Annotated in this window: 18 protein-coding genes; 9 read left to right on the top strand and 9 right to left on the bottom strand. The window is 73.4% G+C overall.

Annotated elements, in window-relative coordinates; all coding sequences use genetic code 11:
- Position 1: 1 nt before the first annotated feature.
- Positions 2–259, bottom strand: coding sequence for a hypothetical protein (locus E0504_RS35755; RefSeq protein WP_235013972.1), 258 nt, complete (start codon positions 257–259; stop codon positions 2–4).
- Here E0504_RS35755 and E0504_RS35750 point away from each other — a divergent pair.
- A complete protein-coding gene (locus E0504_RS35750; protein ID WP_165938712.1) occupies positions 258–1136 on the top strand; it encodes a hypothetical protein in 879 nt (292 codons plus the stop codon). The two genes, E0504_RS35755 and E0504_RS35750, sit on opposite strands and share 2 nt — an antisense overlap.
- 408 nt (positions 1137–1544) lie before the next feature.
- On the opposite strand, the gene E0504_RS35745 is transcribed toward E0504_RS35750, so the two are convergent.
- Complete coding sequence (locus E0504_RS35745) at positions 1545–1895, bottom strand: hypothetical protein (protein ID WP_235013973.1); 351 nt, start codon at positions 1893–1895, stop codon at positions 1545–1547.
- A gap of 441 nt (positions 1896–2336) precedes the next feature.
- On the opposite strand from E0504_RS35745, the gene E0504_RS50710 reads away from it, so the two are divergent.
- The 6 genes from E0504_RS50710 to E0504_RS35710 all read left to right on the top strand — a co-directional run bounded on the left by E0504_RS50710 (position 2337) and on the right by E0504_RS35710 (position 10382).
- Positions 2337–3980: a hypothetical protein gene (locus E0504_RS50710; protein ID WP_165938711.1), complete on the top strand. Its 1644-nt coding sequence runs from the start codon at positions 2337–2339 to the stop codon at positions 3978–3980.
- Positions 3977–4993: a glutamate ABC transporter substrate-binding protein gene (locus E0504_RS35730; RefSeq protein ID WP_131626707.1), complete on the top strand. Its 1017-nt coding sequence runs from the start codon at positions 3977–3979 to the stop codon at positions 4991–4993. Before E0504_RS50710 ends, E0504_RS35730 begins: the two co-directional genes overlap by 4 nt.
- A 68-nt stretch (positions 4994–5061) precedes the next feature.
- Complete coding sequence (locus E0504_RS35725; protein ID WP_235013975.1) at positions 5062–5628, top strand: hypothetical protein; 567 nt, start codon at positions 5062–5064, stop codon at positions 5626–5628.
- Positions 5625–8060 carry a serine/threonine-protein kinase gene (locus E0504_RS35720; RefSeq protein ID WP_243657771.1) on the top strand — a complete coding sequence of 812 codons (2436 nt, stop codon included), beginning with the start codon at positions 5625–5627 and terminating at the stop codon, positions 8058–8060. Before E0504_RS35725 ends, E0504_RS35720 begins: the two co-directional genes overlap by 4 nt.
- 13 nt (positions 8061–8073) lie before the next feature.
- Complete coding sequence (locus E0504_RS35715) at positions 8074–9408, top strand: VWA domain-containing protein (protein WP_131626706.1); 1335 nt, start codon at positions 8074–8076, stop codon at positions 9406–9408.
- Positions 9405–10382 (top strand): FHA domain-containing protein, encoded by a 978-nt coding sequence (locus tag E0504_RS35710; RefSeq protein ID WP_207974640.1) that lies wholly within the window; start codon positions 9405–9407, stop codon positions 10380–10382. The genes E0504_RS35715 and E0504_RS35710 overlap by 4 nt, the downstream gene beginning before the upstream one ends.
- Here E0504_RS35710 and E0504_RS35705 read toward each other — a convergent pair.
- The 3 genes from E0504_RS35705 to E0504_RS35695 form a co-directional block, all read right to left on the bottom strand.
- A complete protein-coding gene (locus E0504_RS35705; protein WP_131626704.1) occupies positions 10363–11520 on the bottom strand; it encodes a transporter substrate-binding domain-containing protein in 1158 nt (385 codons plus the stop codon). The two genes, E0504_RS35710 and E0504_RS35705, sit on opposite strands and share 20 nt — an antisense overlap.
- On the bottom strand, positions 11517–13007 hold the full coding sequence (locus E0504_RS35700) for a hypothetical protein (RefSeq protein ID WP_235013983.1): 1491 nt from the start codon (positions 13005–13007) through the stop codon (positions 11517–11519). Before E0504_RS35700 ends, E0504_RS35705 begins: the two co-directional genes overlap by 4 nt.
- A gap of 73 nt (positions 13008–13080) precedes the next feature.
- Positions 13081–14106 (bottom strand): MBL fold metallo-hydrolase, encoded by a 1026-nt coding sequence (locus tag E0504_RS35695; protein ID WP_165938713.1) that lies wholly within the window; start codon positions 14104–14106, stop codon positions 13081–13083.
- Between the two features lie 339 nt (positions 14107–14445).
- Here E0504_RS35695 and E0504_RS35690 point away from each other — a divergent pair, with 339 nt between their 5' ends.
- Together E0504_RS35690 and E0504_RS35685 are read left to right on the top strand one after the other, a co-directional pair.
- Positions 14446–15126, top strand: a complete 681-nt coding sequence (locus tag E0504_RS35690) for a hypothetical protein (RefSeq protein WP_131626703.1) — start codon at positions 14446–14448, stop codon at positions 15124–15126.
- A gap of 297 nt (positions 15127–15423) precedes the next feature.
- The gene (locus E0504_RS35685) at positions 15424–16077 is read left to right on the top strand and encodes a class I SAM-dependent methyltransferase (RefSeq protein WP_131626702.1); all 654 of its coding nucleotides are present in this window, start codon (positions 15424–15426) and stop codon (positions 16075–16077) included.
- A 279-nt stretch (positions 16078–16356) separates the two neighbouring features.
- On the opposite strand, the gene fxsT is transcribed toward E0504_RS35685, so the two are convergent.
- The 4 genes from fxsT to E0504_RS35665 form a co-directional block, all read right to left on the bottom strand.
- Positions 16357–18819 (bottom strand): FxSxx-COOH system tetratricopeptide repeat protein, encoded by a 2463-nt coding sequence (gene fxsT, locus E0504_RS35680; RefSeq protein ID WP_131626701.1) that lies wholly within the window; start codon positions 18817–18819, stop codon positions 16357–16359.
- A 224-nt stretch (positions 18820–19043) separates the two neighbouring features.
- Complete coding sequence (locus E0504_RS35675) at positions 19044–21113, bottom strand: tetratricopeptide repeat protein (protein ID WP_235013978.1); 2070 nt, start codon at positions 21111–21113, stop codon at positions 19044–19046.
- A 219-nt stretch (positions 21114–21332) separates the two neighbouring features.
- Positions 21333–23705, bottom strand: coding sequence for an FdhF/YdeP family oxidoreductase (locus E0504_RS35670; RefSeq protein WP_131626700.1), 2373 nt, complete (start codon positions 23703–23705; stop codon positions 21333–21335).
- A gap of 91 nt (positions 23706–23796) precedes the next feature.
- Positions 23797–24468, bottom strand: a complete 672-nt coding sequence (locus tag E0504_RS35665; protein WP_112106325.1) for an enoyl-CoA hydratase-related protein — start codon at positions 24466–24468, stop codon at positions 23797–23799.
- Positions 24469–24651 lie beyond the last annotated feature (183 nt).

The raw sequence follows: 24651 nt of genomic DNA, 5'->3' as shown, positions 1-24651 counted from the left end.
GTCAGGCGCTCGGCGAACGGTGGCCGGTGCCGCCGTCGCGGCCCGCGCTCACGGGCCGGCTGTGCTGGGAGACATAGGTACCCGCGGCGATCGCGGCCGCGATCGGCCACTCGATGATCTCGATGGCGGCCAGCGCGCCAAGGCCCGCGTAGTAGGCGGTCCGCTTCGCCGACGGGAGGGCGAGCGGCCCGATCCGGACGCCGTCGGTCCGCGGTGGCGGCGCCACCTCCAGCCGCGCGGTGACATAGGGCAGGCGCATGACAACGACCCGCCCCGCCCGCTCCCTGCGCCCACGAAACAGCTTCTGGACGGCGGTGACCGCCGACGCGGCCGCTTCGGGAACCGTGCCAGCCGCCCGGGACACGACCGACCGGGACGTCGTCGACCGGGCCCCTGCCGGCCGGGCCGCCGCCGCCCGAGCCACCGCCGGCTGCGCGGGCTGCGGCGCCGCCGTGCGCGTCGACCGCCCCCGGGTCGCGGCGGCGCGTTCCGGCTTGGGACCGCTCCCCGTCGGACGGGTCGTGCTCCCACGCGCCGTTGTGCTCCGTGCGCTGGTCGTCCGCGCCGTAGTGCTCCGCGCGGCCGTGCTCCGTGCCGTGCCCGTGCGGGCCGTGCCGCCCCGAGCCGCCGTCCCGCGGGACGGCGTGCCCGTGGCCCTGGTGCCGGTCGCCGCGGCGCGGGCCGTCGTGCCGCGGGACGCGCCCGCCCGCGAGCCTCGGGCGGAGGTGGACCGGCCGGACGCCGGGCCCGCTGTCGAGGCCGCGGCAGTCGAACTCGCGGCAACGGGCGAGCTCGTCGCGGTGGGCGAAGACGGGGCAGGCGAGCCGCCGGCGGGCGCGGTCACGGCGGGCGAGCTGGTGGAGGCCGGCTCCATGGCGGGCGGGCGGGGCGCCGTGTGCTGGTCGGTACCCGCCTCGTCAGCCCGGGTGGGAGCGCTTCCCGACCTGGTCGCCGCCGAGGCCGTGGCACTCGCCGGCGGCACGGCGGAGAAGGGAGGGGTGACCGCCTGGATCGACTCCGGGCGACCGACCGAGCCACTGATGGCACCGGCGCCGTTACTGGACGTACCGGTCTCCGATGAACTGGTCGCCATGGTCCCGTTCCCTCCGTCGCGCGTCCCGAAGCAGCAAGCCTAGGTTAGATCATTATTACCCAGCGTATATTACTGATGACGGATCGTCGAAACCACCGGGTGACGCGACGGCTGAGCGACGAGGACTGAACAGCGCGGACCAGGGCTGGACGACGGCGTACCCGTCCAGGATCTCCGCGTCGGGGACGCATCCGGCGGGGGCCACCGAAGCGTGTTGGCCGAGCCACCTCATACGTCAGCGGGACAACTCGGACCAGAACGGCCCGGGCCGGTTCGACGTGAGGGCTGAATGACGGCGCAGCAGAATGACCGGGGGCGGGGACGGAGCCTCCGCACGAGGCCGACCGCAGCACACAGCTGACCACGGGACGTGGCCGACCGTGCCATACGACCAGCCACGGCACGAGGCCGCGAACGCCACGGGATCGACGAAAACGGTACCCGTCGACGACTAATCGCGTGCGTTCACCAGGCGTAGTCGGGCAACGACCTCATGACCGGCCTGATAAAGCGCAGAAAAGGCATGTCCCGGTTCGCAGAGGTCCTTCTCCGACAGGTCCAGGTATCGGCGACCAACATACGTGAGAGCACGGAAGGTCACCCGCCCGGACTCCGGGACAGGCGCTCGCTCCGAGTCTTCGTCGAAGGTGTCGAGGTGTGCTCCGACGACCGAGAGGAAATGGCGGGTCGCGGCGACCACGACACGGTGTGCGCCACCGCCCACCAGGCCGCCACCGGCACTCGTGTAGAGGCTGGTGGTGCCATCGGCCAACGAGACAACCGTGGCTGTGCCCTCGGTCATCCCGATTTCCATCAGCGCACCCCACACTACGGTGCCATCTATGGGACGACGCATTCCCTCGACCGCGGGATCAAGGGTGAGAACACCCTCGCGAAGTCGATGGAACAATAGTGCACAGTTGTCGGAGCGAAGAGGCACGCGGCTACCGAGCATCGTCCAAATCGTAGTGGGGGAACCCGGGTCCGTCCCAGCATCCGACCGAATCCGATCCCTAATGATCAGTGCTGACCACACTTATTGGTGGTGGGGTCGGCCGCGTGCGGACCACACGCGACTCCAAGGTCACCGTCAGGCATCACGCCGGTCTGCGGCCGTGACCGCGTCCGGCCCCTCGGGGCCAGATCCGGGCAACAGACCCGGGCCACGGACCCGGGAGGCCACCCGGGCCGAGCCGCACCTCGAGGAGGAACGCATCAGTCACTTAAGGCACACTTTCGACCCGTGAGTGTCCGGAGCACCACGGTCAGCCGCGACGGCGAGCCTCCGCCGTACACCCCGGCGGCCGACCACGGCCGTCCCGCGACGCCTACATGGTTCCTGATCTGCGCCGTCATGTGTGTCTGCCTGTGCGCGGCGGCCGGGGTGGGCGCCATCGCCGTGGTTGAGCGGCGCGCCCACGCGGTGTCGGCGATCAGTAGGCAGACGATGGCCGGCACCCAGGCGTCCTGGGACATCCACCGGCACCTGGCTGAGGCGGCGGCGGCCGAGGCCTCGACGTTCCTCGGGATCAGCACCACGCCGGGCGCGGCTCCCTACGACGACTTCGCCGCCGCGATGCGGGCCGCGAACGAGGCGATGGTGCGGGCCGGAGCCACCACCGATCCGGGGTCCGGCGGCCTCGCCTGCCCCGGGCAGGAGCCCCCCGCCACCGTCAGGCCGAGTCCGACCAGCTCCGGCCCGACCAGCTCAGCCACGGCCGGGGCCACAGCCGGAGCTGGAGCCGGAGCCGGAGCCGGAGCCGGGGCGGCCGGAGCCAGTGGCGGACCAGGCAAGGGCGGATCAGGCAGGGGCGGATCAGGCAGGGGCGGCGCCCGGTCCGCGGCGCCGCCGAGCAACGAGGCCGCGGCCGCGGCGCTGGCCACGCTGGTCTGCCTCACTCCGGTGTACACGCGCTACGTCGGCGAGGCCCGTGCCAACGACCGCATGGGCATGAGCGTCGGCGGAGCCTACCTGCGCATGGCCAACTCGCTCATGAACGACCACCTCCTGCCCGCCAGCGCGACACTCGCCCGTTCCCACACGGAGGATCAGGCGCAGGCGTTCCGGCGCGCGACCCGGGCGGGCGACGTCGCGGGGCTGGCCGTGGTCGCGTTACTCGCGCTCGCGGCGCTGGCGGCCGCCCAGGTGCTCGGCGTGCTGTGGACCCGCCGATGGCTGAATCCGGGCCTTCTCGCCGCCACGCTCCTGGTCACGGTGGGGATCATCTGGCCGCAGGCAGCCCTGGCCACCGAGCGGGCGAAACTGGCGAGCGCCCGGTCCGAGGGCTATGACGTCCAGGCGATGCTGGCTCGGGTCCGCCATCTCGCGCTGCGCGCGGAGGGGGACGTTCTCTACTGGCGGATCGCTCAGGGCGGTGAGATCGTCTTCGACGCCGACTTCGACCAGACCGCCGCGCAGCTCGCCTGCGCCGCCCGAGGCCGTGAGCCGGGCACCACACCCCTGAACGAACCGAGGGCCCTGAACGAACCGAGCAGTGCGGGCGCGGCGAGCGCGGCGGTGGAAGGCCTGCCCGGACCGCACGAAGCGGCGACTCGCGACCCGAATCTCGTGCGCTGGTGCGGTCCGGCGACGGCCCGCCCGCTCGATCCGGGCATCGTCAAACTCGTCGACACCGCCCGCCAGGCTGGGGCTACCGCGATCGACGCCCCGGTCGGCGATTCAACGCCCAGGGCCACGGGTCGGTTCATGGAGCTGGACAGGGCGCTGACGAAGGCGGACGGCGTGGCCGAGGCACGGTTCGGCACCGAGGTCGCCGGGGCCGGCGACGCGCTGCGCGGCGTGGCCGCCGGCGCGGGGGCGCTGTTCCTGCTCGCGGCGGTGCTGGCCGCCGCCGGGCTGGCGCCGCGGATCCGGGAATACGGGTGAGACGCGCCGCGCTGGTGGCGGCGGCGCTGATGACCGCAGCGGCGCTGGTCGGGTGCTCGACCGTTTCCGGTGACCTGCCCCGCGCGGCCGACCAGCCATGGGAGCCGCTGGTGACCGCGTCGGCCGAGGCGGCCGAGGCAACCCAGGAGGCCCGTCCTGAGGCTGCGGTGCCCACGAACCTCGTCCCGCCCGCCGACGCCGGGGACTTCGTGTCGGGAGGCTCACTCGACAGGATCCGCAAACGCGGCTTCCTACGGGTGGGTGTCTCGCGCGACACCCAGACCCGCGGCGCGTGGAGTCCGGTGTCGCACCGGTTCGAGGGCTTCGACGTCGAGCTCGCCCAGCGGATCGCAGAGGCCCTGTTCGGTCCGGGTACGGCGGACGAGAAGGTGCGGTACCGCCCGGTCAGCTACGCGGAACGCCTGCCGGCGGTCGAGAACGGGGAGGTGGACATCCTCGTCAGCACCCTGACCTACTCGGAGTCACGGGCCGAGCGTGTGGGTTTGTCCGCGGCTTACTTCACCGCCCATCCACGGCTGCTCTCCCATCGGGAGAGCACGCACTCGGAAGCGGGGCCCGGCATCGACTCCCCGGAGGAACTCGCCGGGAAACGGGTGTGCGCCCCGCGGGGGACGACGACGCTGACGAACCTGGAGAATACCCATCAAACCCATCCCACGTTCGAGATCGTGGATCACCTTAACGAGCTGTCCGACTGTCTGGTTGCCTTCCAGCAGGGTGAGGTCGACGTCGTGGCCGCGAACGACGCGAGTCTGGTGGGGATGCTGGAACAGGATGCCACCGCCGTACTCGGAACGTTCTCAGTCGGGCGGGACGAGTACTACAGTGTCGCATTCGAGCGGGACGACACCGAGCTCGCCGGATTCGTCAACGGGGTTTTGGAGCGTCTACGGCGTGACAAGCCGGAGTGGCTGAAATTATGCGAGAGGTGGAAGGCTCCCGAGATGCCCTGCGAGGAGTCGCTGCCACCCGAGCCGCAGTGGGCGCGCTGACCAGGCACGGGGCGGGTGGTACCGGTGGTGGGGACCGCCCGGCGGCGCCCGGGAAAGGGGGATGGGTGGTGACCGGTGAAGACCGGACAGTCTCGGCGGGCGGGATCGCCCGCGACCTGACGGCCGCCCGCGAGCAGCTCGCCAGCCTCAGCGACCTCGTACGCGAAGCGCTCGACTCACCCGAGCACGTGCGTGGCCGGATCGTCGCGCCGGTCGGCCTGGTCACCTTCGCCGACCGCGACGTGCTGGAACAGGACGGCGTGGGCCTGCGCCCATGGCTCGACGACCTGGCCGCCGCCGCGCTCGGGGGCCGGCGCGACGGCGACGTCGCCCGCGGCCTCGCAGAGTGGCGCGAGCTCGCCGTCAGCACCGAGCAGGCCGCGCGGGCGGTGACGAGCGCGAACGCGGTCGGGCTGAACCAGCGCCGTGAGCTGCGTGGACGTCTCGCGGCCGTGCACGGGAAGGCCGCCCGGCTGGGGCTGGCCGAGGACGAGGAGCTCTCCGCGCTGCACGCACGGGCGTTCGAGGAGCTCTACCGGGCGCCCACCGACCTGGCCGAGGCCGAACGGCTCACCATGGCCTACGTCCGCGCCCTGCACAGCCGGGACGTCCGAGCCGAGGGGCCGGGCCGGTGAGCGAGCCGACGGGTGTCGCGTGCGTCCGGCCCGGCTGTGTCGGCGGGGTCATCATGACCAGCGGCTTCTGCAACCGGTGTGGCGCGCCCGGCCCGGAACCGGCATCGGAGACGGAAACAGAGTCGGGACCGGCACCGGCAGCGGTAGTGGTACCGGCACAGGCGGCGCCCCCGGAACGAGAAGCCGTACCGGATCAAGCGGCGACACCGGAGCAGGAAGCCGAGCAGCCAACGGAACAGGGAGCTGAACAGGCACCGGAACAGGGAGCCGAGCAGGCGCCGGACACCGCCGATCCCGTGCTGGTCACCACCCAGCCGATCAGCGTCTCCCGCCCGGCCGCCAAGGATCGCGACCCGCTGCGCCTGCCCGTCCGGCGCGACGTCGTCGTGGCGAACCGTCCCGTGCTGCTGTCGAGCCCGAACGTGCCGACGAACCTGCGCGAGTGTGCCGCGTGCGGTACCAGGGTCGCCCGGCCCGGCCCGGAGGGCGCCGTCGAGCTGGAGGGTGTCTGCCCGCGCTGCCGGCAGCCGTACTCGTTCACGGTCAAGCTCGCGGCCGGCGACCACGTCGGGCAGCAGTACACCGTGCACGGCGCGATCGGCCACGGCGGGATGGGCTGGGTGTACGCGGCGACGAACGACAACCTGGGTGACGACGACATCCAGGCCTGGGTGGTGCTCAAGGGCCTGCTCGACGTGGCGAACCCGGAGGCGCGGCGGATCGCCGAGGTGGAACGGCGGATGCTGATCTCCGTCAACCACCCGAACATCGTGAAGATCCGTGACTACGTCTCGCACCAGGGCGAGGACTACATCGTCATGGAGTACGTCCCGGGAGTGTCGCTGTCCCGGCTGGCCGAGACCCAGCCGCCCGGCCCGGACGGGCGGCCGCGGCCGCTGCCCCCCGCGGACGCCATCCGTTACCTGCTGCGGCTGCTGCCCGCGCTGAGTCACCTGCACCGGCGGGGGCTGGCGTACTGCGACCTCAAACCGGACAACATCATGGTCAGCACCGAGCAGGTCACGCTGATCGACCTCGGCGGCGCGCGGCGGCTGGACGACCAGTTCTCCAGCTTCCTGTCGACGCCCGGCTACCGCGCCCCGGAGCTGGAGGAGGGCGAGTTCCGCCCGGCGGAGGTGACCCGGCACAGCGTGCCGACCGTCGCCTCGGACGTCTTCGCCGCCGCCCGCACGCTGGCCCGGCTCGTCCTCGGCCGGTTCCCGGGCTTTTTGGACGTCCACCGGCACGGGCTGCCGCCGCGGGGTGAGCACGCGCCGCTACTCGAGTTCGAGTCCCTCGACCACCTGCTGCGCCGGGGCACGGCGAGCGACCCGGCCGACCGGTTCGCGACCGTCGCCGAGTTCGCCGAGGAGCTCACCGGGGTGCTCTACGAGATCGCCTCGCGCACCGAGGGGAACGTCCCGCCGCTGGCCAGCCGCTGGTTCGAGCCGGATCTGCATCCGACGGGCGAAGCCGACGACGGCCACGGCGAGGCCGACGAGCCGCCGACGGTCTGGGAGATCCTGCCCGACCTGCGGATCGACGCGGACGACCCGCAGGCCCGGGTGCTCGCGACGACCCCCGGGGAGGACCCGGCCGCGCTGGCCGACCGGCTCGCGGAGGTCGCGCAGCCGACCCGGCAGACGCGGCTGGCACTGGCCCGCGCCCAGATGCGCGCCGGCTACACCGACAAGGCCGAGGTGACGGTGCGGGAGCTGGCCGCCGCCTACCCGCGGGAATGGCGGGTGACCTGGTGCCAGGGCCTGCTCGACCTGGCAGCGGGGCGATCGACGCAGGCCGCCGAGGCGTTCGAGAAGGTCTACGCGCGCATGCCCGGCGAGCTGGCGCCGCGGCTCGCCGTCGCGACCGCCAGTGCCGACGCCGGCGACCGGGCCCGCGCCGCCGAGCTGTTCGACGTCGTCAGCCAGGTCGACCCGGCGATCACCAGCGCCGCGTTCGGGCTGGCCCGCTGCCTGGACGACCGGGACGGCAAGCTCGACGCCTACCGTCGGGTGCCGGCGTCCACGCACGCGTACACGGCCGCCCGAGTGCGGATGATCGGCGTGCTCGTCGGCTCGCACCTGCGCCCCGAGCAGGCCGGCGCGGTGCCGGTCGTGGTCTCCCTGGACGACCTGCGCAGCGCCGAGGCCATCCTCGAGAGCTCCCGGCCGCGGCTCGGTCTCGACCGCCGGCGCCGCGCCGAGCTGCGGCTGGACATCCTCGCCGCCGCGCTGCGCATGGTCGGCGCCGGCCCGCCGGGGCCGACCCGGACGGGGCCGAAGCAGGTGTTCGGGCGCAGGCTCGTCCCCCGTGAGCTGCGTCTCGGGCTCGAAGCGGCGTACCGGGACATCGCCCGGCTGGCCGGTGACCGCCGCGAGCGCATCCGGTATGTCGACGCGGCGAACCGGATCCGCCCGCGGACCCTCTGGTGATCTGCGGGGCGACGTGATCGGTTTTCGGGTCGACGTCTACACCGACGAATACCTCCCGGACGGCGTCACCGACGCGGATGCCCTGCTCACGGTCTGCGCCGAGGATGACGGCGCACCGGGCGAGCCGGACGTCGAGCACGTCGAGCACGTCGAGCACGTCGAGCACGTCGAGCACGTCGAGGTGATCGTCATCGACTGCTCGGGGTCGATGAGCACACCCGCCACGAAGATCTACGCCGCGCGGCGGGCCGCGTGCGCGGCCGTGGACGGCCTGCGCCCGGGGACGCTGTTCGCCGTGATCCGCGGCACCGGCACCGCCCAGGTTGTCTACCCGCCGGGCGGCGGCCTGGCCCGCGCCGCCACGGACACCCGCGACCAGGCCCGGCGGACCATCAACCGGATGAGCGCCGCCGGGGGCACCGCGATCGGGAGCTGGCTGCTGACGGCCCGGGACCTGTTCGCCGGCCATCCCGACGCCGTCCGGCACGCCATTCTGCTGACCGACGGGCGGAACGAGCACGAGAGCGCCGCGGACTTCGCGGACGCGCTGGCCGCGTGCCGGGGGCACTTCCAGTGCGACAGCCGGGGCGTGGGCCGCGGCTGGGTCGCCGCCGAGCTCACCGCGGTGTCCGACACCCTGCTGGGCACGGCCCGCGACATCGCCGACCCGGCCGACCTGGTCGCCGACTTCCAGGCGATGACGAAGGCGGCGATGGCCCGCGCGCTGCCGGCGGTCTCGCTGCGGGTGTGGATCCCGCACGGGGCACGGATCAGCACGTTCAAGCAGGTGCATCCCACCCTCGAGGACCTGCTCGAACGCGGGACGGCCGTCGGCGGGCAGGAGACCGAGTTCCCCACCGGGGCGTGGGGCGCCGGCTGCCGTGACTACCACCTCTCCGTCTCCGGCCTGCTCCCGCACCGGATCACCCGACCGAGCCGGCTCGCCCGCATCGCGGTCGTCACGGACCGGCGGCGGCTGGCCGGTGGGGACGTCCAGGCGATGTGGACCGCGGACGAGCAGCTGCACACCCAGGTCTCCCGGGAGGTGCGGCACAGCAGGGGTGTGATCGACCTGGCGGAGGCGATCAGGCTGGGCATGGCCGCGCGGGGCCGCGGCGACCTCGCCGCGGCCGGCGCGCACCTGGGCCGCGCGCTCGACCTGGCCCGCGCCAGCCACGATCAGGCGACGGCCGAGATTCTCGAGCAGGTGGTCGAGGCCGACCCGGCCGGGGACGCGCCGGCCGGGGACGCGCCGTGGGTGCGGCCCGACGTCGACCCCCACCTGTTCGAGGTGCTCGAGGTCCGCTACCGGTTCACCCGGGCTCTCGAACCGAGGAGGGCGCGGTGAGCACGGAAACCGGCCCGGCCGACGGTGACGGGGACAGCCCGCACAGCGAGGGCGAGGACGGGCCGGCCTACCGCCCGCCGACCGGATGGCTGGCCGGCCCCGGCCCGGGGCGGGCCTATCCCACCCCTGAGCTGTCCGGGGCAACCACCCAGCATGCCGCCGGCCGCGGCGGGACGACCGGGCGGCGCACCGATCCGGACACAGACGACGACCCCGACGAGCCCGACGACGTGCCGGACGACCCCGACGACTACGCCGACGGCGAGCCCGCGGACGACCTGCCCGCCGGCGATGCCGGCATCGCCGGCGCCGGGCCGGGCGGCCCCCCGGCCGCGGCGGACGGGCTCGCCCTGGCCGGCTCCGGGGAGCCGCCGGCACCACGGGCCGGCCGCGGACGGCCCCCGCTGGGCAGCTGGGACCCCGACGACAGCTTCGCCCCTCGATTCCCGCGGGCCGAGGCGACGCCGGCGCACTGCCCGCACTGCCGGGCCCGCCCCGCGCCGACCGACCGGTTCTGCCTGCGCTGCCGGTACGAGTTCGCCACCGGCCGGCGTCCGGTGGTGCCGCGGGTATACCCGGCACCCGCCGCGTCGCCGCGTTGGGATGCGGTCGTCGAGGTCGACGAGGCCCACTTCGCCCGGGTGATCGGGGACGGCGTGCGCCTCCCCGAAGGCCGTCTCCCCTGGGTGGTCCACCTGGACGGGCCGGAGATCCTGATCGGCGCCGGGCCGGATGGCCCGCCGGCGGGCGTCGACCTGTCCGGGCCGGCGGACGACCCGGCGGTGTCCGGGCGGCACGCGAGCCTCGTCCGGCAGCCGGACGGCGGCTACGCCGTCGTCGACCACGGCTCCCTCAACGGGACCAGGGTGAACGACAGCAGTCAGCCGATCCCGGCCGGGCACCCCGTCTCGCTGCGTGACGGGGACCGGGTGTTCGTCGGCGCCTGGACCCGGATCACGATCCGCCGCCCGTGACGAGCACGCCGTCCGGCCAGTTCGGCTGGATGGCGTTCGGGGGCACGCCCGAGACCCGCAGGACGTCGCGCAGGTAGCGGGTGTGGAGCCTGTTCCAGGTCGGGCCGGTCATCATGTCGAGCAGCACCCGGTTGACGAAGGCGACGAAGGCGTCGTCGGCGGCCCGGTTCGCCGCGGCCTCGGCCGGGGAGAGGCCCGGCGCGAGATCCGTCCGGCCGATCGCCACGCCGTAGGGCTCGTCGAGGCCGGCGCGGCCCGCCGGGCCCAGAACGCCGTCGAACGCCTCGGGACCGAGGACGGTGACGGTGGCGTCCTCGGCACGCATCCCGGCGAGGATCGTGTCGTCGGTGGCCACCGCGTCCACCTCACCGCGCTGGAGCGCGGCCAGGCAGTCCACGATCCCCACCCGGTTCACCGCGATCGGCCGGCCGGGGCCGCGCACCAGGTTCGCGATCTTCTCGAACGAGGTGCTTCCCTGCGACGAGCAGACCGGCCGTCCAGCGAGGTCACCGACGGTGCGCAGGCCCGCGCCGGCCGGCACCAGGATGCGCATCGCGGCCTCGTAGTACACCCCGGAGAAGCGGACCCGCTCCTTGCGGGCGCAGGTCATCGTCATCGTGCCGGTGACGATGTCGACGGTGCCGTCGGCGACCAGCGCCTCCCTGTCCCGGGTGTCGACCGCGCGGAACTGCACCAGTTCGGGGTCGCCGAGAATGGCCCCGGCGATCTCGCCGGCGATGGCCGGGTCGAAGCCCTCCACCTCCATGGTGCGCCAGTTCATCGACCCGAACGGCGGGGCCACCGTGGTCACCCCGACGCGAAGGTAGCCGTACCGCCGGATCGCCTCGATCCGCGATCCGCGCGCTCCCGGCGGCGGCAGGGCGGCGAGCGGGGGCACACTCGCGCGGGCGATGCAGGGCTGCGCGGACGGACCCGGCTGGCCTGGTGTTGACGAGGGCCCCGCCGAGCCGGCGGCCGCCCCGGGACGGGCCGGGGCGGCGACGCCGTCGGCGGGCGGCAGCGGCCGAGCCTGGCGGGGCAGCGGACTGCCCGTCGTCGCGCACCCCGGCAGCGCGGCCAGCCCCAGCCCGATCCCGAGCGCGACGAGAACGGCGACGACACGGGCGCGTCTGTTCACAGGTACTCCCGGACGCGGGCACTGATCCCGATCACGCAGCAGGACGCCGCGGTGAGCAGGGCGATCGGGAGGACGGCGGCGAGGAGGCGCACGTCGGCGGCCCCGGCGTCCACCTCACCGTTGAAGCCCTCGAGATGGGCGCCCACCAGCCCGTCCACCCGGGTGATGAACCGGTCGAAGTGCTCCGACCGCAGGGTGACGCCGACGACGTCGTCGAAGACGTCCGGACTGCCGGCGCCGGCGGTCGGGCGCGGGGGCCGCCGCAGGGTCGCCACCACCTCACCGCGCTCCCGCAGCCAGGCGGTGAACTCCGCCGCCAGCTCGGCGCGCTCGGCGGGGAGCTCGGCCAGAGCGGCCGAGAGGGCACCCGCCGTCGGGGTGGGGCGGCCGTCCAGGCCGTAGCCGAGGCCGGCGACCGCGCGCTGGAAGCACGCGTCGGCGCCGTCGCCGTTTCCCAGCGACGCCAGGGACAGGTACTCGCAGGTCCGCGCCTCGAGGGCGAGAGTGCGCGAGGCGGCCAGCAGGGTCATGGGCACGAAGTCACCCCGCTGCGCGGCGGACAGCCGGCTCTGCTGCCCGCCGAGCAGGACCAGGCAGGCCACGGCGACCGCACCGAGCACGCCGGTCGCGGCCAGCAGGCCGGCGTTGAGGATCCGCCGCGTGCGGCGGTACACGTACACCTGTGCGCCGACGAGGGCGACCAGCGCACAGGCCAGCACGAGGAGCAGCAGATCCTCGCCGTGGCCGCCGGTCGCCCGGCGGTAGTCGGCGTCCACCCGGTCGCCGTAGGCGGTGACCAGCAGGTTCGTCTGGCCGAGGATGCTCGTCGCCATCAGGTCGGACGCCAGCCGCTGGTAGGAGCCGCCGACCGTGTTTCCCGCGCGGATGTTCGCCGACGCCTCGGCGACCAGCCCCACGTACTCCGGGATCAGGGTCGCGATCCGGTCCATCGCGCAGTGCGACGTCGAACCGGGTGCGCGGGCCGACTCGCACTCCCCCGGGTCGACCTCGCGCAGTTCGAGCAGCGCCGTCGTCGCCGAGCGCACCGCGGCGCTGTACTGGTTGGGGGCGGCCGGCCCGTCCCCGGCGGGAGCCGTGTCATCACCCGCGAGCCCGGAGACGGCGGCGTCCCCGCTGTGGTCACCGGTGTAGTAGCCGCCGGCCTTCACCTCGTCGTAGTTCTCCCGGCGCTCCGCGGGCGACGACGGGCGGGACGGCACGAGGTCGACCCAGGAGAAGACGTTCGCCGCGGCGGTCGCGTCCGCCCGGGCGAGGGCCGCCCGCAGCCGCTCGGCGATGATCAGCGCAGCCGCGGACCGCTCCCGGATGCTCTCCGTCGCGTCGAGACGCTGGGCGACCACCGCGCGGCTCACCGTTCCCGCGAGCAGGAGCGCCCCGATCAGCACCGCGAGGACCCCGACGAACCGCGAGCCCGCGCCGACAGCGAGAAACTGGCGAACGGACCGGACGGCAGCCGGAGCCTGCATCGTCACAGTCACGCATCGTACACAGTTCGCACAATCACCGCAGCCGCAGTATCCGCCGCCGGCGGACGTCCGATCACGACCCGGTGAACCGCCAGGTGGGGGGGTCGCCGGGCCGCTCGTGCACGAGCCCGCGCCGTTCGAGCGCCCGCAGGTGCGCGAGCGCCTCGGAGACGGCGCTGCGCTTCATGAAACCCCCGATCTCGTCCCACGGCCGCGACCACGTCATGAGCCGGGCGACCTCCCAGGCGGTGGTCGCGCCGGGACGCAGCGCGGCGATCACCTCGGCGAACCGGTGCTCGTGGTGCAGGCGCAGCTCGGCCAGCCGGGACGACAGGCCCTCGAAGCGGTACTCGTGCGCGGGCAGCGTGCCCTCCGCGGGCAGGGCGTCGACCTTGTCCAGCGAGCGCAGGTAGTCGCCCAGCGGGTCGTCCGCGACACGCGCCTCGAACGGGATGTTCGGCGTGATCCGCGGCAGCACGTGGTCGCCGGAGAGCAGCAGCCGGTTGGCCGGCTCCCAGAAGCACAGGTGGCCCGGGGAATGGCCAGGCGTCCAGACCGCGCGCAGATCCCAGCCGGGCACGTCCGGGCGGTCTCCGTCCTCGAGCAGGATGTCCGGCTGCGGCAGCGCGGGCAGCGGGCCGGGCGGCAGCATGTCGACGGTGAAGTCCCGCAGGGCGTCGGCGGGCGCGCCGGCCCGCACCATCCCCTCGTTGACGGCCTGGAACAGCTCCATGGGGTCGGTCGGATGGTCGCGCAGCAGCGCGGCGTCCGCCGGGTGCAGCGCGATCCACGCCCCGGACGCCTCGCGCAGCCGGCCGGCGAGACCGTAGTGGTCGGGATGCATGTGGGTCGGCATGATCCCGCGCAGGTCCGTGACGGCGTAGCCGGCCGTGGCCAGGCCCGCCTCGACCGCGGCGAAGGCGGCGTCGGTGTCCCAGCCGCTGTCGATCACGTAGGCGCCGTGATCGGTCTCGAACAGGTAGACGAAAACGTGGCTCAGGCCGGACGTCGGCAACGGCACCGGAATGCTCCACAGGCCGGGCCGGAGCTGTTCCACGGGCGGCAGGCCCACCCCGGGGCGCCGCGCCACGGCGGTCACGAGCCGATCACCGCCAGGCGGCCGGGCTGCGTCATCCGATCACTCTCCCGCTCCGGCCCGCACGACGTCACAGGTACCGCGAGTGGGACTGGTACCGCCGACGGCGGACGGGCAGCGGTCGCCCGCTCCCAGCCGGCCGAAGCCGCACCGGACACAGAGAGCGAACAGCCGGGACGATACTAGATACCTGTTTAACACTACTAAACGACAGGCTCGAATACGCACCAAGCCCCCACGATCAAGATCGTAAATAGGAGGACGGAGGCGGAGTCTCGTCCTTTTTGTCACACTTGGCGCATGTGGTGTGGATGGCGTTCGCGTCGCTGGGGATCAGCTGCAGTGCTTGTCGTTACGGGTGTTCTGCTGGTCGGGTGCGGTGCGGATGACGGCGAGTCGTCGGGTGATGGTTCGACCGGCCCGGCGCCGACCGGCCCCGCGGCGGCTGCGGCGGACGCGGCAGCGGCGTGTGTCGCTCTGGCCCGCAGCACGGACGACCTGCGGCTGCCGGCGGATGCGTCCCAGCCTTGGGTGGCTGGTGACCGGCTGAAAGGTGCGCAGCGTCTCACCGGCGCGGCGGCGGAGCAGGACGGCCGTTTCACCGTGCTGAAGGAGGCCGTCAACCGGATCGGAGACGACACCGACCGCCTGGATATCGCCGGTCTGACCGACACCATCCCGGCCGCGCTCGCCGTCTGTCGCACCGCGGGTCTGCCCGCCGACCCGGTTGAAGCGACCGACGCCCAGGCGGACGCGGCGGCGGGATGCGCCGCGGCGGCACGAACCCGGGACCAGTTCGCCATCACCGACTACCGGTCGCTCGTATTCGCGACCACACTGCGTATCGAGGGCGCCGTGGGTTTGTTGACCGCGGCGAGCGAAGCGGACAGCCGCTACCAGCCCCTCGTCGAGGGGATCGAACCGGTCCAGCAGGACCTGCAGACCCTCGCGTTCGATCAGCTGCGCACCGACGGCCCCAATCTGCTCACCGCCTGCGACCGCCAGGGATTGCCGCACGAGTAGAGACGAGACCGTCCAGAGACCTGCCGGGGTGCAGGTCGAGGACGTCGACCGCGCGGCGGACGGTCAACCCGTTCATCGGCAGCATCGAACGCCGGTGATCGGCACTGTCGCCGTCCGTACCATCCTGATGCCGCCAGCTGCAGACTTCGATCAAGATCACCGCGGCAACCTACGCCGTCAACATCGTTGACTATCTTGATGCGGGTCCTTCTGTCCGGCCCCGATAGATGGCAGGGTTCCGGTCGCGTTGTTTGGCAGGGCCGATGATCGTGTGGCCCGCGCCTATGATGATCGGCCATGGCCGAGTCTGCCCCGAGCTATCTGGCGACCGTCGCGGCGGCGTACGACGGTGTGGCCGAGGTGTATGCCGAGCTTTTCGCTGACGTGCTCGATCGCCAGCCGCTGGAGCGTGCGCTGCTGTCCGCGTTCGCCGACGTCGTGCGCGATCTCGCGGGCCCGGTCGCGGACCTTGGCTGCGGGCCCGGCTATGCGACGGCCTACCTGCACAGGTTGGGGCTGGACGTGTTCGGTGTGGACCTGTCGCCGGAGATGGTCGCCTTGGCTCGAAGCTCTCATCCAGGGTTGCGGTTCGAGGTGGGCACGATGACCGCGCTGGACCTGCCGGACCGCGCGCTCAGCGGTGCCCTCTGCCGCTACTCGCTCATCCACACCCCGCCCGCCGACATCCCCGCCGTCCTCGCCGAGGTCCACCGCGTCCTGGCGCCCGGCGGCCACCTGCTGCTCGGCTTCCTGGCCACAGACGAGTCCGCGGCCGGGGTGCACGCCTACGACCATCGGGTGACAGGCGCCTACCGCTGGCCGCCCGACCACCTCGCCGGGTTGGCGCGGCAGGCAGGGCTTGTCGAGGTCGCCCAGTTGGTGCGAGCACCGACGGACGAAGAACGAGGCCGACAGGCACAGCTGCTGGCCCGCCGCCGGCAGGAGGCGTAAGCCTCCGCCCCCTCGCGAACGTGCGACGCCGCCCGGTACACGATCGATCAGGTCCTCGCCGACCACGACCACACCGCCCGCGCCCCCAGAACGGCCCCACGACACCCAGGGAACTGACCGCTCCTCCTGCACAGCTCGTCCAAGCGCCGCAAGCATGCCCGATACGGCGAACCAGAACGCCGAAGAACCACCGCCACTTGTCGATGAAGATCACACCCACGCCCGGACGGATTTCCGACAAGATCAGTCGGGTGGGTTAGGTCGATGATCAGGCGGGCGTCAGAGGGCCGGGCCGAGCTGTTCGAGGAGGAGCTCGAGCTGGCCGGCACTGTCGCGGGTGTGGGGGTGGTCGTCGCCGAGGAGGCGCCGGCGGCGGGTGAGGGTGTCTTCGGCCAGTTCCCGGGCTGCCTGGTGCTCTCCCAAGACACTGAGATCGATGGCGAGGTTTTGCGCTGAGGCCAGGGTGTCGGGATGGTCCTCACCGAGGATCCGGCGGCAGCGGGTCAGGGTGTCCTCGGCCAGCTCCCGCGCCACCTGGTGCTCCCCCACCGCGGCCCGGTGGAAAGCGAGGTTGTTCGCCGAGCGCAGGGTGTGGGGGTGGTCGTCGCCGAGGATCCGGCGGCGGCGGGTCAGGGTGTCCTCGGCCAGCTCCCGCGCCGCCCGGTGCTCACCGAGGTCGGCCAGCAGAAGGGTGAGGTTGTTCGCTGAGGCCAGGGTGTCGGGGTGGTCGTGACCGAGGAGACGCCGCATTCGGTTCAGGGTGTCTTCGGCCAGCTTGCGGGCGGCCTGGTGCTCGCCGAGGGCGGCCATCTGGTTGGCGAGGTTGTTCGCCGATTGCAGGGTGAGGGAGTGGTCGTCGCAGAGGATCCGGCGACGGCGGGTCAGGGTGTCCTCGGCCAGCTCCCGCGCCGCCCGGTGCTCACCGAGGTCGGCCAGCGCGGTGGCGAGGGCGGTGGTGATGATCTGACTGTCGGGATGGTCAGGGCCAAGCGTGGTGATCCAGCGGGTGCGGGTGGTGTGGCTGAGGGTGCGGACACTGTGGTTCTGGCCGCTGCAGTGCAGGTACCAGCAGGTCCGGTGCAGCAGCAGCCGGAACCCGTCGGGTTCGGCCAGGCCGGGAAAGTCAGCGAGATGGCCTGCGACCGCGGTGACGTGGGGGGTGAGCGTGGCGTAGGTCGGCCAGGCCGAGGGGTCCTCCGCCTCGCCGGGGTAGACGGTGGCGAGCAGGTCAAGGGCACCGGCGAGGGCGATGCGCCGCTGGTCCGCGGTGAGGCGGGCCCGCAGGAGGGCGTGGACGAGGCGGTGCAGCTGGAGGGTGGTGTCGGTGCGGCGGGCGAGCGCGAGTCTGCTGATCGCGGCAAGCGCGGTGTGCGTGGTGTAGGGATCCCCGAGGGCCAGCCATTCGCTGCCGGCGGGGCGGAGTGGGATGGGTTCGGGGGCGAGGAACGCCAGCCGATCCAGCAGGCCAGCAGCACCCGGATGGTCGCTGCCGAGCCGTTCACGGGCAGCGGTGACGGTCGCGGCCAGCCCTGGATGATGCAGCGTCTCCTCAGCGAGCAGCAGAGCGGGGCGGGTGGCCAGCAGGGCCAGATAGTCGTGCACGGGGAGACCACTGGTGGCCAGGAAAGCCCCGGCCTGGTCGACGGCCAGCGGTAGATCACCGAGCGCGTCAGCGAGCTGGTCGGCGGCGGTGTCGGACAGGGTGGGCAGATAGCGGCGCAGAAGCGCGAACGATTCGGCACGGGTGAACTCGCCGACTTCGACCAACTCCACCCCGACCCGGCCCACCCCCGGATCGCGGCAGGTCACCACCAGCCGTCCCGTGGCCGGCGGAAGCATCCGCGCCAACGTCGCCGGGTCGCCGACGTTGTCATAGACCAGCAGCCAGCTCTGTCGACGTCCCAGCTCCGCCAGTGCCTCCCCCGCCCGGACCGGCAGATCCCCCGAGCCGATCCCGAGAGTGTTCGCGAGAGCGGCAAGACCGGCGAGCAGACCCGCGGGGGTTTCCGCGTCCACCCACCAGACCAGTTGGTAGTCCGCGGCATACCGCCAGGCGAACTCCACCGCCAGCTGCGACTTACCCACCCCACCGGCGCCCCGCAACGCCGCGATCGCGACACGGCCGGTACCGGCGGCGAGCTGGGTGCGCAGGCCGTCCAGGAGGGTGTCACGGCCGGTGAAGAGCAGGTTCCGCGCGGGCACGTTCCACACCGCGGGCAGCCGCCCCGGGAACACCGCCCCCACCGAGGGCGGGGCGGCCGGCCGGCCGGGGAAGCCACCGGACACCCGCACGGGGTGGACCAGGCCGACCGCCTCCAGCAGACGCCGTCGCGCTACGGGCTCGTCGACATCGAACAGGTCCCGGTAGGAGATGGTCGACAGCACCGGCGGGACTGGACAGTCGGCGACACGCAACGGGGTCAGTCTCCGCCCGGCCAGGGCGCCGGTCCACTCCTGGGTGCACCAGTGCGAAGCGAAATACGCCTGCGAACAGACCGCAACCGTCCGGGCCGCAGCGCCCATCTGCACGCTGATCCAGGTCACGAAGTTCTCCCCCGCCGGGGAATCCCACGCCTGCACCGCCACCGTGCGGCCCGCGGCTTCGAGCACCTCGGCGACCCAGGTCGCCCACGCCTCATCCGCCCCGGTGTAGGAGACGAAGAAGTCCACCCCACCGCCCGAACCCGCCGAGGACGTTGATTCCCCGCCGACCGGTCCCCGGGCCCCCGTGCCCACATCCATGCCCGCAGCTTGCCAGAACGACCACAAGCCGTCACCAACCAGACGCGTCCCGCCTCCCCGCCGCGCCAACAACCGAGCCGCAGGCAGAGGGCCGGCAAGCCGACCATCCTCAGGCACAGGTGACGGCGATCCAGCCGTCCGACACCCATCCCGGCCCTGGCCGGAAACCTATGGTTTCCCGACAAGATCGAATCAGGGGTGGCGGCCACGGCCCGCGACCGAGCTCAGCTACCCGACCACAGTCGGCGGATGTCCTCCTGGTGGCCCCGGGCCCACCGGACGACCCAGGTTCGTGGGCCCGCCGGAGAGTTGTCGCGCCATCCGACGACGTCCCAGCCGATGACTTCGGTGAACAGGTCCCGGCCGGCGTCGGCCGCGCCGAGGGCGGCCAGGTCGAGTGCGAGGTGCAGCGCCGCGTACAGGGTCAGCGGATGCTCGTCGCCGAGCCGTGCCCGCGCGCCGGCCAGCGCGCGGGTGTGCAGGTCGCGGGCGTGCGCGCCACGGCCGAGGCCACGCAGCGCGACACCGAGCACCGCCGCGGTCCACACGGTGTCCGGGTGGGCGGCGCCGGACGTCCGGCCACGGCGGGCGAGCGTCTCCGCGAGCAGGTCGTGGGCCGTCCCGTACTCCCCCAGTCGGGTCAGGGCGTGGCCGAGGCTGTGCGCCGAACGCAGGGTGTCGCGGTCGTCCGGGCCGAGCTCCGCCCGCTGCCGGGCGACGGTGTCTCGCAGCAAGCGGGCGGACTCGTCGTGGTCGCCGCTCTCCCCGGCCGCGCGCGCCAGGTTCCACGCCGAGTGCAGTGTGTCGCGGTGCTGCTCGCCGAGCACCCGCACCCGGCGGGCGTGGACGTCGCCCAGCAGTGCCCGCGCGGTGTCGTGATCGGCGAACCCGTCGGCGCGGATCGAGGCCTCGAGGTCGGCGGCGGCAAGCGTGTCCGGGTGGTCCGGGCCCAGCCGTTCACCCCAGAGGGCCCGTGCCTGGTGCGTGAGCCGTTCGCCGGCTTCGTAGCGGGCGGAGGCGGCCAGGTACCGGGCCGTGCGCAGCACCAGCCGGCGGAAGTCCGCGCACTCGTCGTCGAGCCACGTGGTGAGTGTGCGGATGTGCGGGTCGAGCGTGGCGAGTGACGGCCATGAGGCCGGGTCCGCGGGGTCGCGACCGGGCAGGTACGCACAGACCAGCAGCCGCTGCGCGCCGAGCAGGGCGGCTGGCCGCCGGCCCCCGGCCAGCCGCCGGCGCACCAGAGCCTGGACGTGCCCGTGCACGCGGATCGTGGCCCCGTCCCAGTCGGCCAGGCCGAGGCGGTCGAGCCGGGCGGCCGCGGCGGCGGTGCCGGCTGGCGCCCGGGTGAGTGTCAGGGGGTCCGCTGCGAGGAACGCCACCTGGTCGAGGAGGCCGGCCGCGGCCGGATCGACCACGTCCAGTCGCGCGCGGCTCGCTGCGACAGCCGCGGCGACCGGATCGGAAGCGGCCTCCCGCCCGAGCAGGGCCAGGTAGTCGGCGGCCGGCTGGTCGGTCGCCGCCAGGTGGCGGCCGGCCAGCGCGACCGCGAACGGGACGTCCGCCAGCGCCCCGGCGAGTGTCTCGGCGGCCGGCGGGGTGATTCCGCGGTGGTGCTGGCGTAGTAGCAGGACCGACTCGTCCCGGCGCAGCTCGCCGACCTCGAGCAGCACGGGAGTGAGCCTGGCCACCGCTGGTCCGCGGCTCGTCACGAGCAGCCGGCCGCTGTCCGGCGGTGCCACGGCGGTCAGGTCGCGGGGATCACCGACACCGTCGTAGATCAGCAGCCAGTCCGTGCGCTGGCCGAGCTCGGCCCACAGGCGGCGCAGCACGGCGGCCCGGTGGCCAGCCCCCGGCGGGGCGATGGCGGCGGCTAGCTCGGCCAGGCACGACTCGGCGCGCTCGGGAGTGTCCGCGTCCACCCACCACACCAGGCCGTAGTCGCCGGCGTGCCGATGCGCGTACTCGACGGCGAGCCGCGACGCGCCCATCCCACCCGCGCCGCGCGCGGACACCAGCCCGAGATTGCGCCCCCGGCCGACGTCACGTCCCTGACCTGCGTTGCGCCCCCGGCCGGCGCCGCGCCCCCGGCCGAAGTCGTGTCCCCGGCCAGCTCCCGGCGGACGCAGTTCGCGGTGGATGCGCTGGAGCAGCGCGTCGCGGCCCACGAAGAACGGGTCGCGGCGCGGGACGTTCCATTCGGCCGGCTGCCACTCGCCCGTGGCCCGGGTCGCGGGGAGCCTGGGACGGACACCCTCACGTGGGTCCGGTCGGCCGCCGGTCAGCACCCGCGTCACCTCGGATCTGCTCAGCGGTCAGGTCGGTGTAACCCGCGTCGATCCCCCGCGGGACGAACCCGTCGACCGGATCCCCATCTTCACCGACGGTCCGTGCTGTCGGCCGCGTCCGCGCCCGGCCGGGTAGGGGTGGCGGCATCGCCGCAGGCCAGGGGCGTGCCGCCGACTCCCGCCGCCACCACCTCGGTGGGGATCCGCGCCGGGCGCCCGCGGGCCGTGTCACTGTTCCAGGTGGACGTCCAGCCTGATCAGGATGGACTTCGACGTCGGGGTGTTGCTGCGCTTGGCGGTGCTGTCGAGGGGCACCAGGACGTTGGTCTCCGGGAAGTAGGCGGCGGCGCAGCCGCGGGCGGTGGGATACGAGACCACCCGGAAGTCGGGGGCGCGGCGCTGCACGCCGTCGGTCCAGACCCCGACCAGGTCGACCCGGGCGCCGTCGGCGATGCCGAGCTCGGCCAGGTCGTCCGGGCTTACCAGCACGACCCGGCGGCCGTGGCGGACCCCGCGGTAGCGGTCGTCCAGCCCGTAGATCGTGGTGTTGTACTGATCATGGGAGCGGATCGTCTGTAGGAGCAGGTGGCCGGGGGGCGTCGGCCGGATCTCGCAGGTGTTCACGGTGAAGGCGGCCCGCCCGCTCGGTGTCGGGAAGGTCCGGCTGTCGCGTGGCGGGTGCGGGAGCAGGAAGCCGCCGGGCTCGTCGAGGCGGGCCTCGTAGTCGGCGAACCCAGGGACCACGTTCGCGATGTGCGCGCGTACCCGCCGGTAGTCCTCGGCCAGCGCCGCCCAGTCCACCGCAGGCGCGGCGTTGGCGGCGGAGGCAGCGGTGTCCGCGGGCGCGGTGGCTGTGACGGAGTGGCCGAGGGTCGCCGCGGCCAGGCCGCAGATGATCGCGATCTCGGAGCGCAGCTCGGGCCCGGCCGGGGCCAGCCGGCCGCGGGAGGCGTGGACGGAGCCCATCGAGTCCTCGACGCTGACCCGCTGCGGGCCGCCGGCCTGGACGTCCAGCTCGGTGCGGCCGAGTGTGGGCAGGATGAGGGCGCGCTCGCCGGTGATGGCGTGCGAGCGGTTGAGCGCGGTGGAGACCTGTACGGTGAGCCGGCACCGGCGGATCGCGTTCTCGGTGACGGCCGAGTCCGGCGTCGCGGCGACGAAGTTGCCGCCCATCGCGACGAACACCTTCACCCGGCCGTCGCGCATGGCCCGGATGGTGTCGACGACGTCCAGGCCGTGGTGGCGGGGCGGCGCGAAGCCGAACTCGGTGCCGAGGGCGTCCAGGAACGCGTCGGGCATCCGCTCCCAGATGCCCATCGTCCGGTCGCCCTGGACGTTGGAGTGGCCGCGCACCGGGCAGACCCCCGCGCCGGGACGGCCGATGTTGCCCCGCAGCAGCAGGAAGTTCACCACCTCCCGGATCGTCGCTACGGCGTCCGGGTGCTGGGTCAGTCCCATCGCCCAGCAGACGATCACCTTGTCGGCGGCGAGGACCCGCCCGGCGAGCTCGTCGATCTCATCTGGGCGTAGACCGGTGGCGGTGGCGACGTCGCCGGGGGTCAGGTGGGCGCGTACGTGCGCCGCGAACTCCTCGAACCCGGTCGTGTGCCCGGCGATGAAGGCCTGGTCGAGGACGGTGCCGGGGCTGGCCTCCTCGGCGGCGAGCAGCCGGGCGGACAGCGCCTGGAACAGGGCCATGTCCCCACCGAGGCGGATCTGCAGGAACTGGTCGGCGAGCGCGGTGCCCCGGCCGAGCACCCCGGAGACCCGCTGCGGGTTACGGAACCGCATCAGCGCCGCCTCGGGCAGCGGGTTGACCGCGACGACACTGCCACCGGCCCGCTTCAGCCGCTCCAGCGACGTCAGCATCCGCGGATGGTTCGTGCCCGGATTCTGCCCGACGACGAGCACCAGGTCCGCCGTCTCCAGGTCCTCCAGGGTGACGGAGCCCTTGCCGACCCCGATCGTCTCGGTCAGCGCGGCACCCGACGACTCGTGGCACATGTTCGAGCAGTCCGGAAGATTGTTCGTGCCGAACGCCCGGGCGAAGAGCTGGTAAAGGAAAGCGGCCTCGTTGCTCGTCCGCCCCGAGGTGTAGAAGGCGGCCTCGTCCGGGTTTTCCAGGCCGGTCAGCTCGTCCGCGACGATCCGGAACGCCTCGTCCCAGCCGACGGGGGCGTAATGGTCGCTGCCCGCGGCCTTGTACACGGGGTTGATGAGCCGGCCCTGCTCACCGAGCCAGTGCCCGGAGCGGGTGGCGAGGTCGGTCAGGCTGTGCGCGGCGAAGAACTCCGGTGTCACCCGGGCCCGGGTGGCCTCCTGCGCGACGGCCTTCGCGCCGTTCTCGCAGAACTCGGCGCGTGAACGGTCGTCCGGCCGCGGGTCGGGCCAGGCGCAGCCGGGGCAGTCGTAACCGTCGTCCTGGTTGAGCAGCCGCAGGGTCTGCACGGAACGGCGCACGCCCATCAGCTCCCGGCAGCGCGCCAGCGCGTGTGCCACGCCGGAAACACCGGCGGCGGACGTCGCCGGTTCACCGATCCTCAGTTCGCCGGTGCACGGTTCGCCGGTGCGCGGTTCGCCGGTCCTCAGCTCGGGGTCCATAGCGGTCCGTCCGTCGTCGGGGAGCTCGCTGGTCGGGCGGCCGTCCGTCCGACGCTACGCGCGGCGCGTGCGAACGGGGAGGTCCGCCGCGTCAGTCGAGGGGACGCCCCCGGTCGCGCAGGGCGTCCAGGACGGGTGCGTACATCCGTTCCTTGATGGTGCCCAGGGTGGTCCCCGCCCGGCCGGCCTGGGCTCGCGCGATCTCCACGCCGGTGCCGCGTACCTCCTCCTCCGCCACCGCGCGATCGACGATGGCGGCGGCGCAGGCGTCGCGGCCGCCGTAGCGGCGGGCCGTGGTCATCGCCTCGTGCGCGGTCTGCGGGCTCAGCCGGGCCTGGATCAGCGCGGACATCGCCGGGGTGAAGGGGATGTCGATGTCGGCTTCGGGCAGGCACCAGTAGCCGCGGTCGGCCCGCATCACCCGGAAGTCGTGCGCCAGGGAGAACATCGCGCCCGCGGCGAACGTGTGCCCCTGCAGCGCGGCCACGGTGACCACCGGCAGGGCCAGCATCCGGGCCAGCAGTTCGTGGACGCTGACCGCGTACTCCTGCTGCCGGTCGGCGTTCGCGAGCAGCCAGTCCAGGTCCAACCCATTGGAGAAGTACTTTCCGGTCGCGGCGGTCACCAGGGCCCGAGGCCCCGATGCCTTCTCCACCTCGTCCAGTGCCGCCTCGACGGAGGCGATCCAGTCCGGGTGGAAACGGTTCTCCCCGTCGCCGATGTCGAGGACGAACACGTCGTCATGGCGGTCGAGCGTGGGCACGGCGGCTCCTTCTGGACGGACGGCGGATCGGGCTGGTGGGACTGACTCTGCGGGACCGGGCTGGCGGGGGTTCGGCCGGTGGCGTCGACCAGGCCGAAGACCACCTGCCCCGCAACGGTTCCCGTACCCGCACCACTTCGACCCACAGCTGGATCACTCTGTCGCGCACGCGACCCCGATGCA

Source organism: Parafrankia sp. BMG5.11 (assembly GCF_004337455.1).
The sequence above is the reverse complement of the archived record's forward strand: the minus strand, read 5'-3'. Positions and strand labels throughout refer to the sequence as shown.

Excerpts from the sequence above, each read along its gene's own strand:
- E0504_RS35750 (WP_165938712.1), top strand. The coding sequence starts at position 258 with ATGACAACGACCCGCCCCGCCCGCTCCCTGCGCCCACGAAACAGCTTC.
- E0504_RS35755 (WP_235013972.1), bottom strand. The coding sequence starts at position 259 with ATGCGCCTGCCCTATGTCACCGCGCGGCTGGAGGTGGCGCCGCCACCG.
- E0504_RS35745 (WP_235013973.1), bottom strand. The coding sequence starts at position 1,895 with ATGACCGAGGGCACAGCCACGGTTGTCTCGTTGGCCGATGGCACCACC.
- E0504_RS35700 (WP_235013983.1), bottom strand. The coding sequence starts at position 13,007 with ATGCAGGCTCCGGCTGCCGTCCGGTCCGTTCGCCAGTTTCTCGCTGTC.
- E0504_RS35685 (WP_131626702.1), top strand. The coding sequence starts at position 15,424 with ATGGCCGAGTCTGCCCCGAGCTATCTGGCGACCGTCGCGGCGGCGTAC.
- fxsT (WP_131626701.1), bottom strand. The coding sequence starts at position 18,819 with ATGGATGTGGGCACGGGGGCCCGGGGACCGGTCGGCGGGGAATCAACG.
- E0504_RS35670 (WP_131626700.1), bottom strand. The coding sequence starts at position 23,705 with ATGGACCCCGAGCTGAGGACCGGCGAACCGCGCACCGGCGAACCGTGC.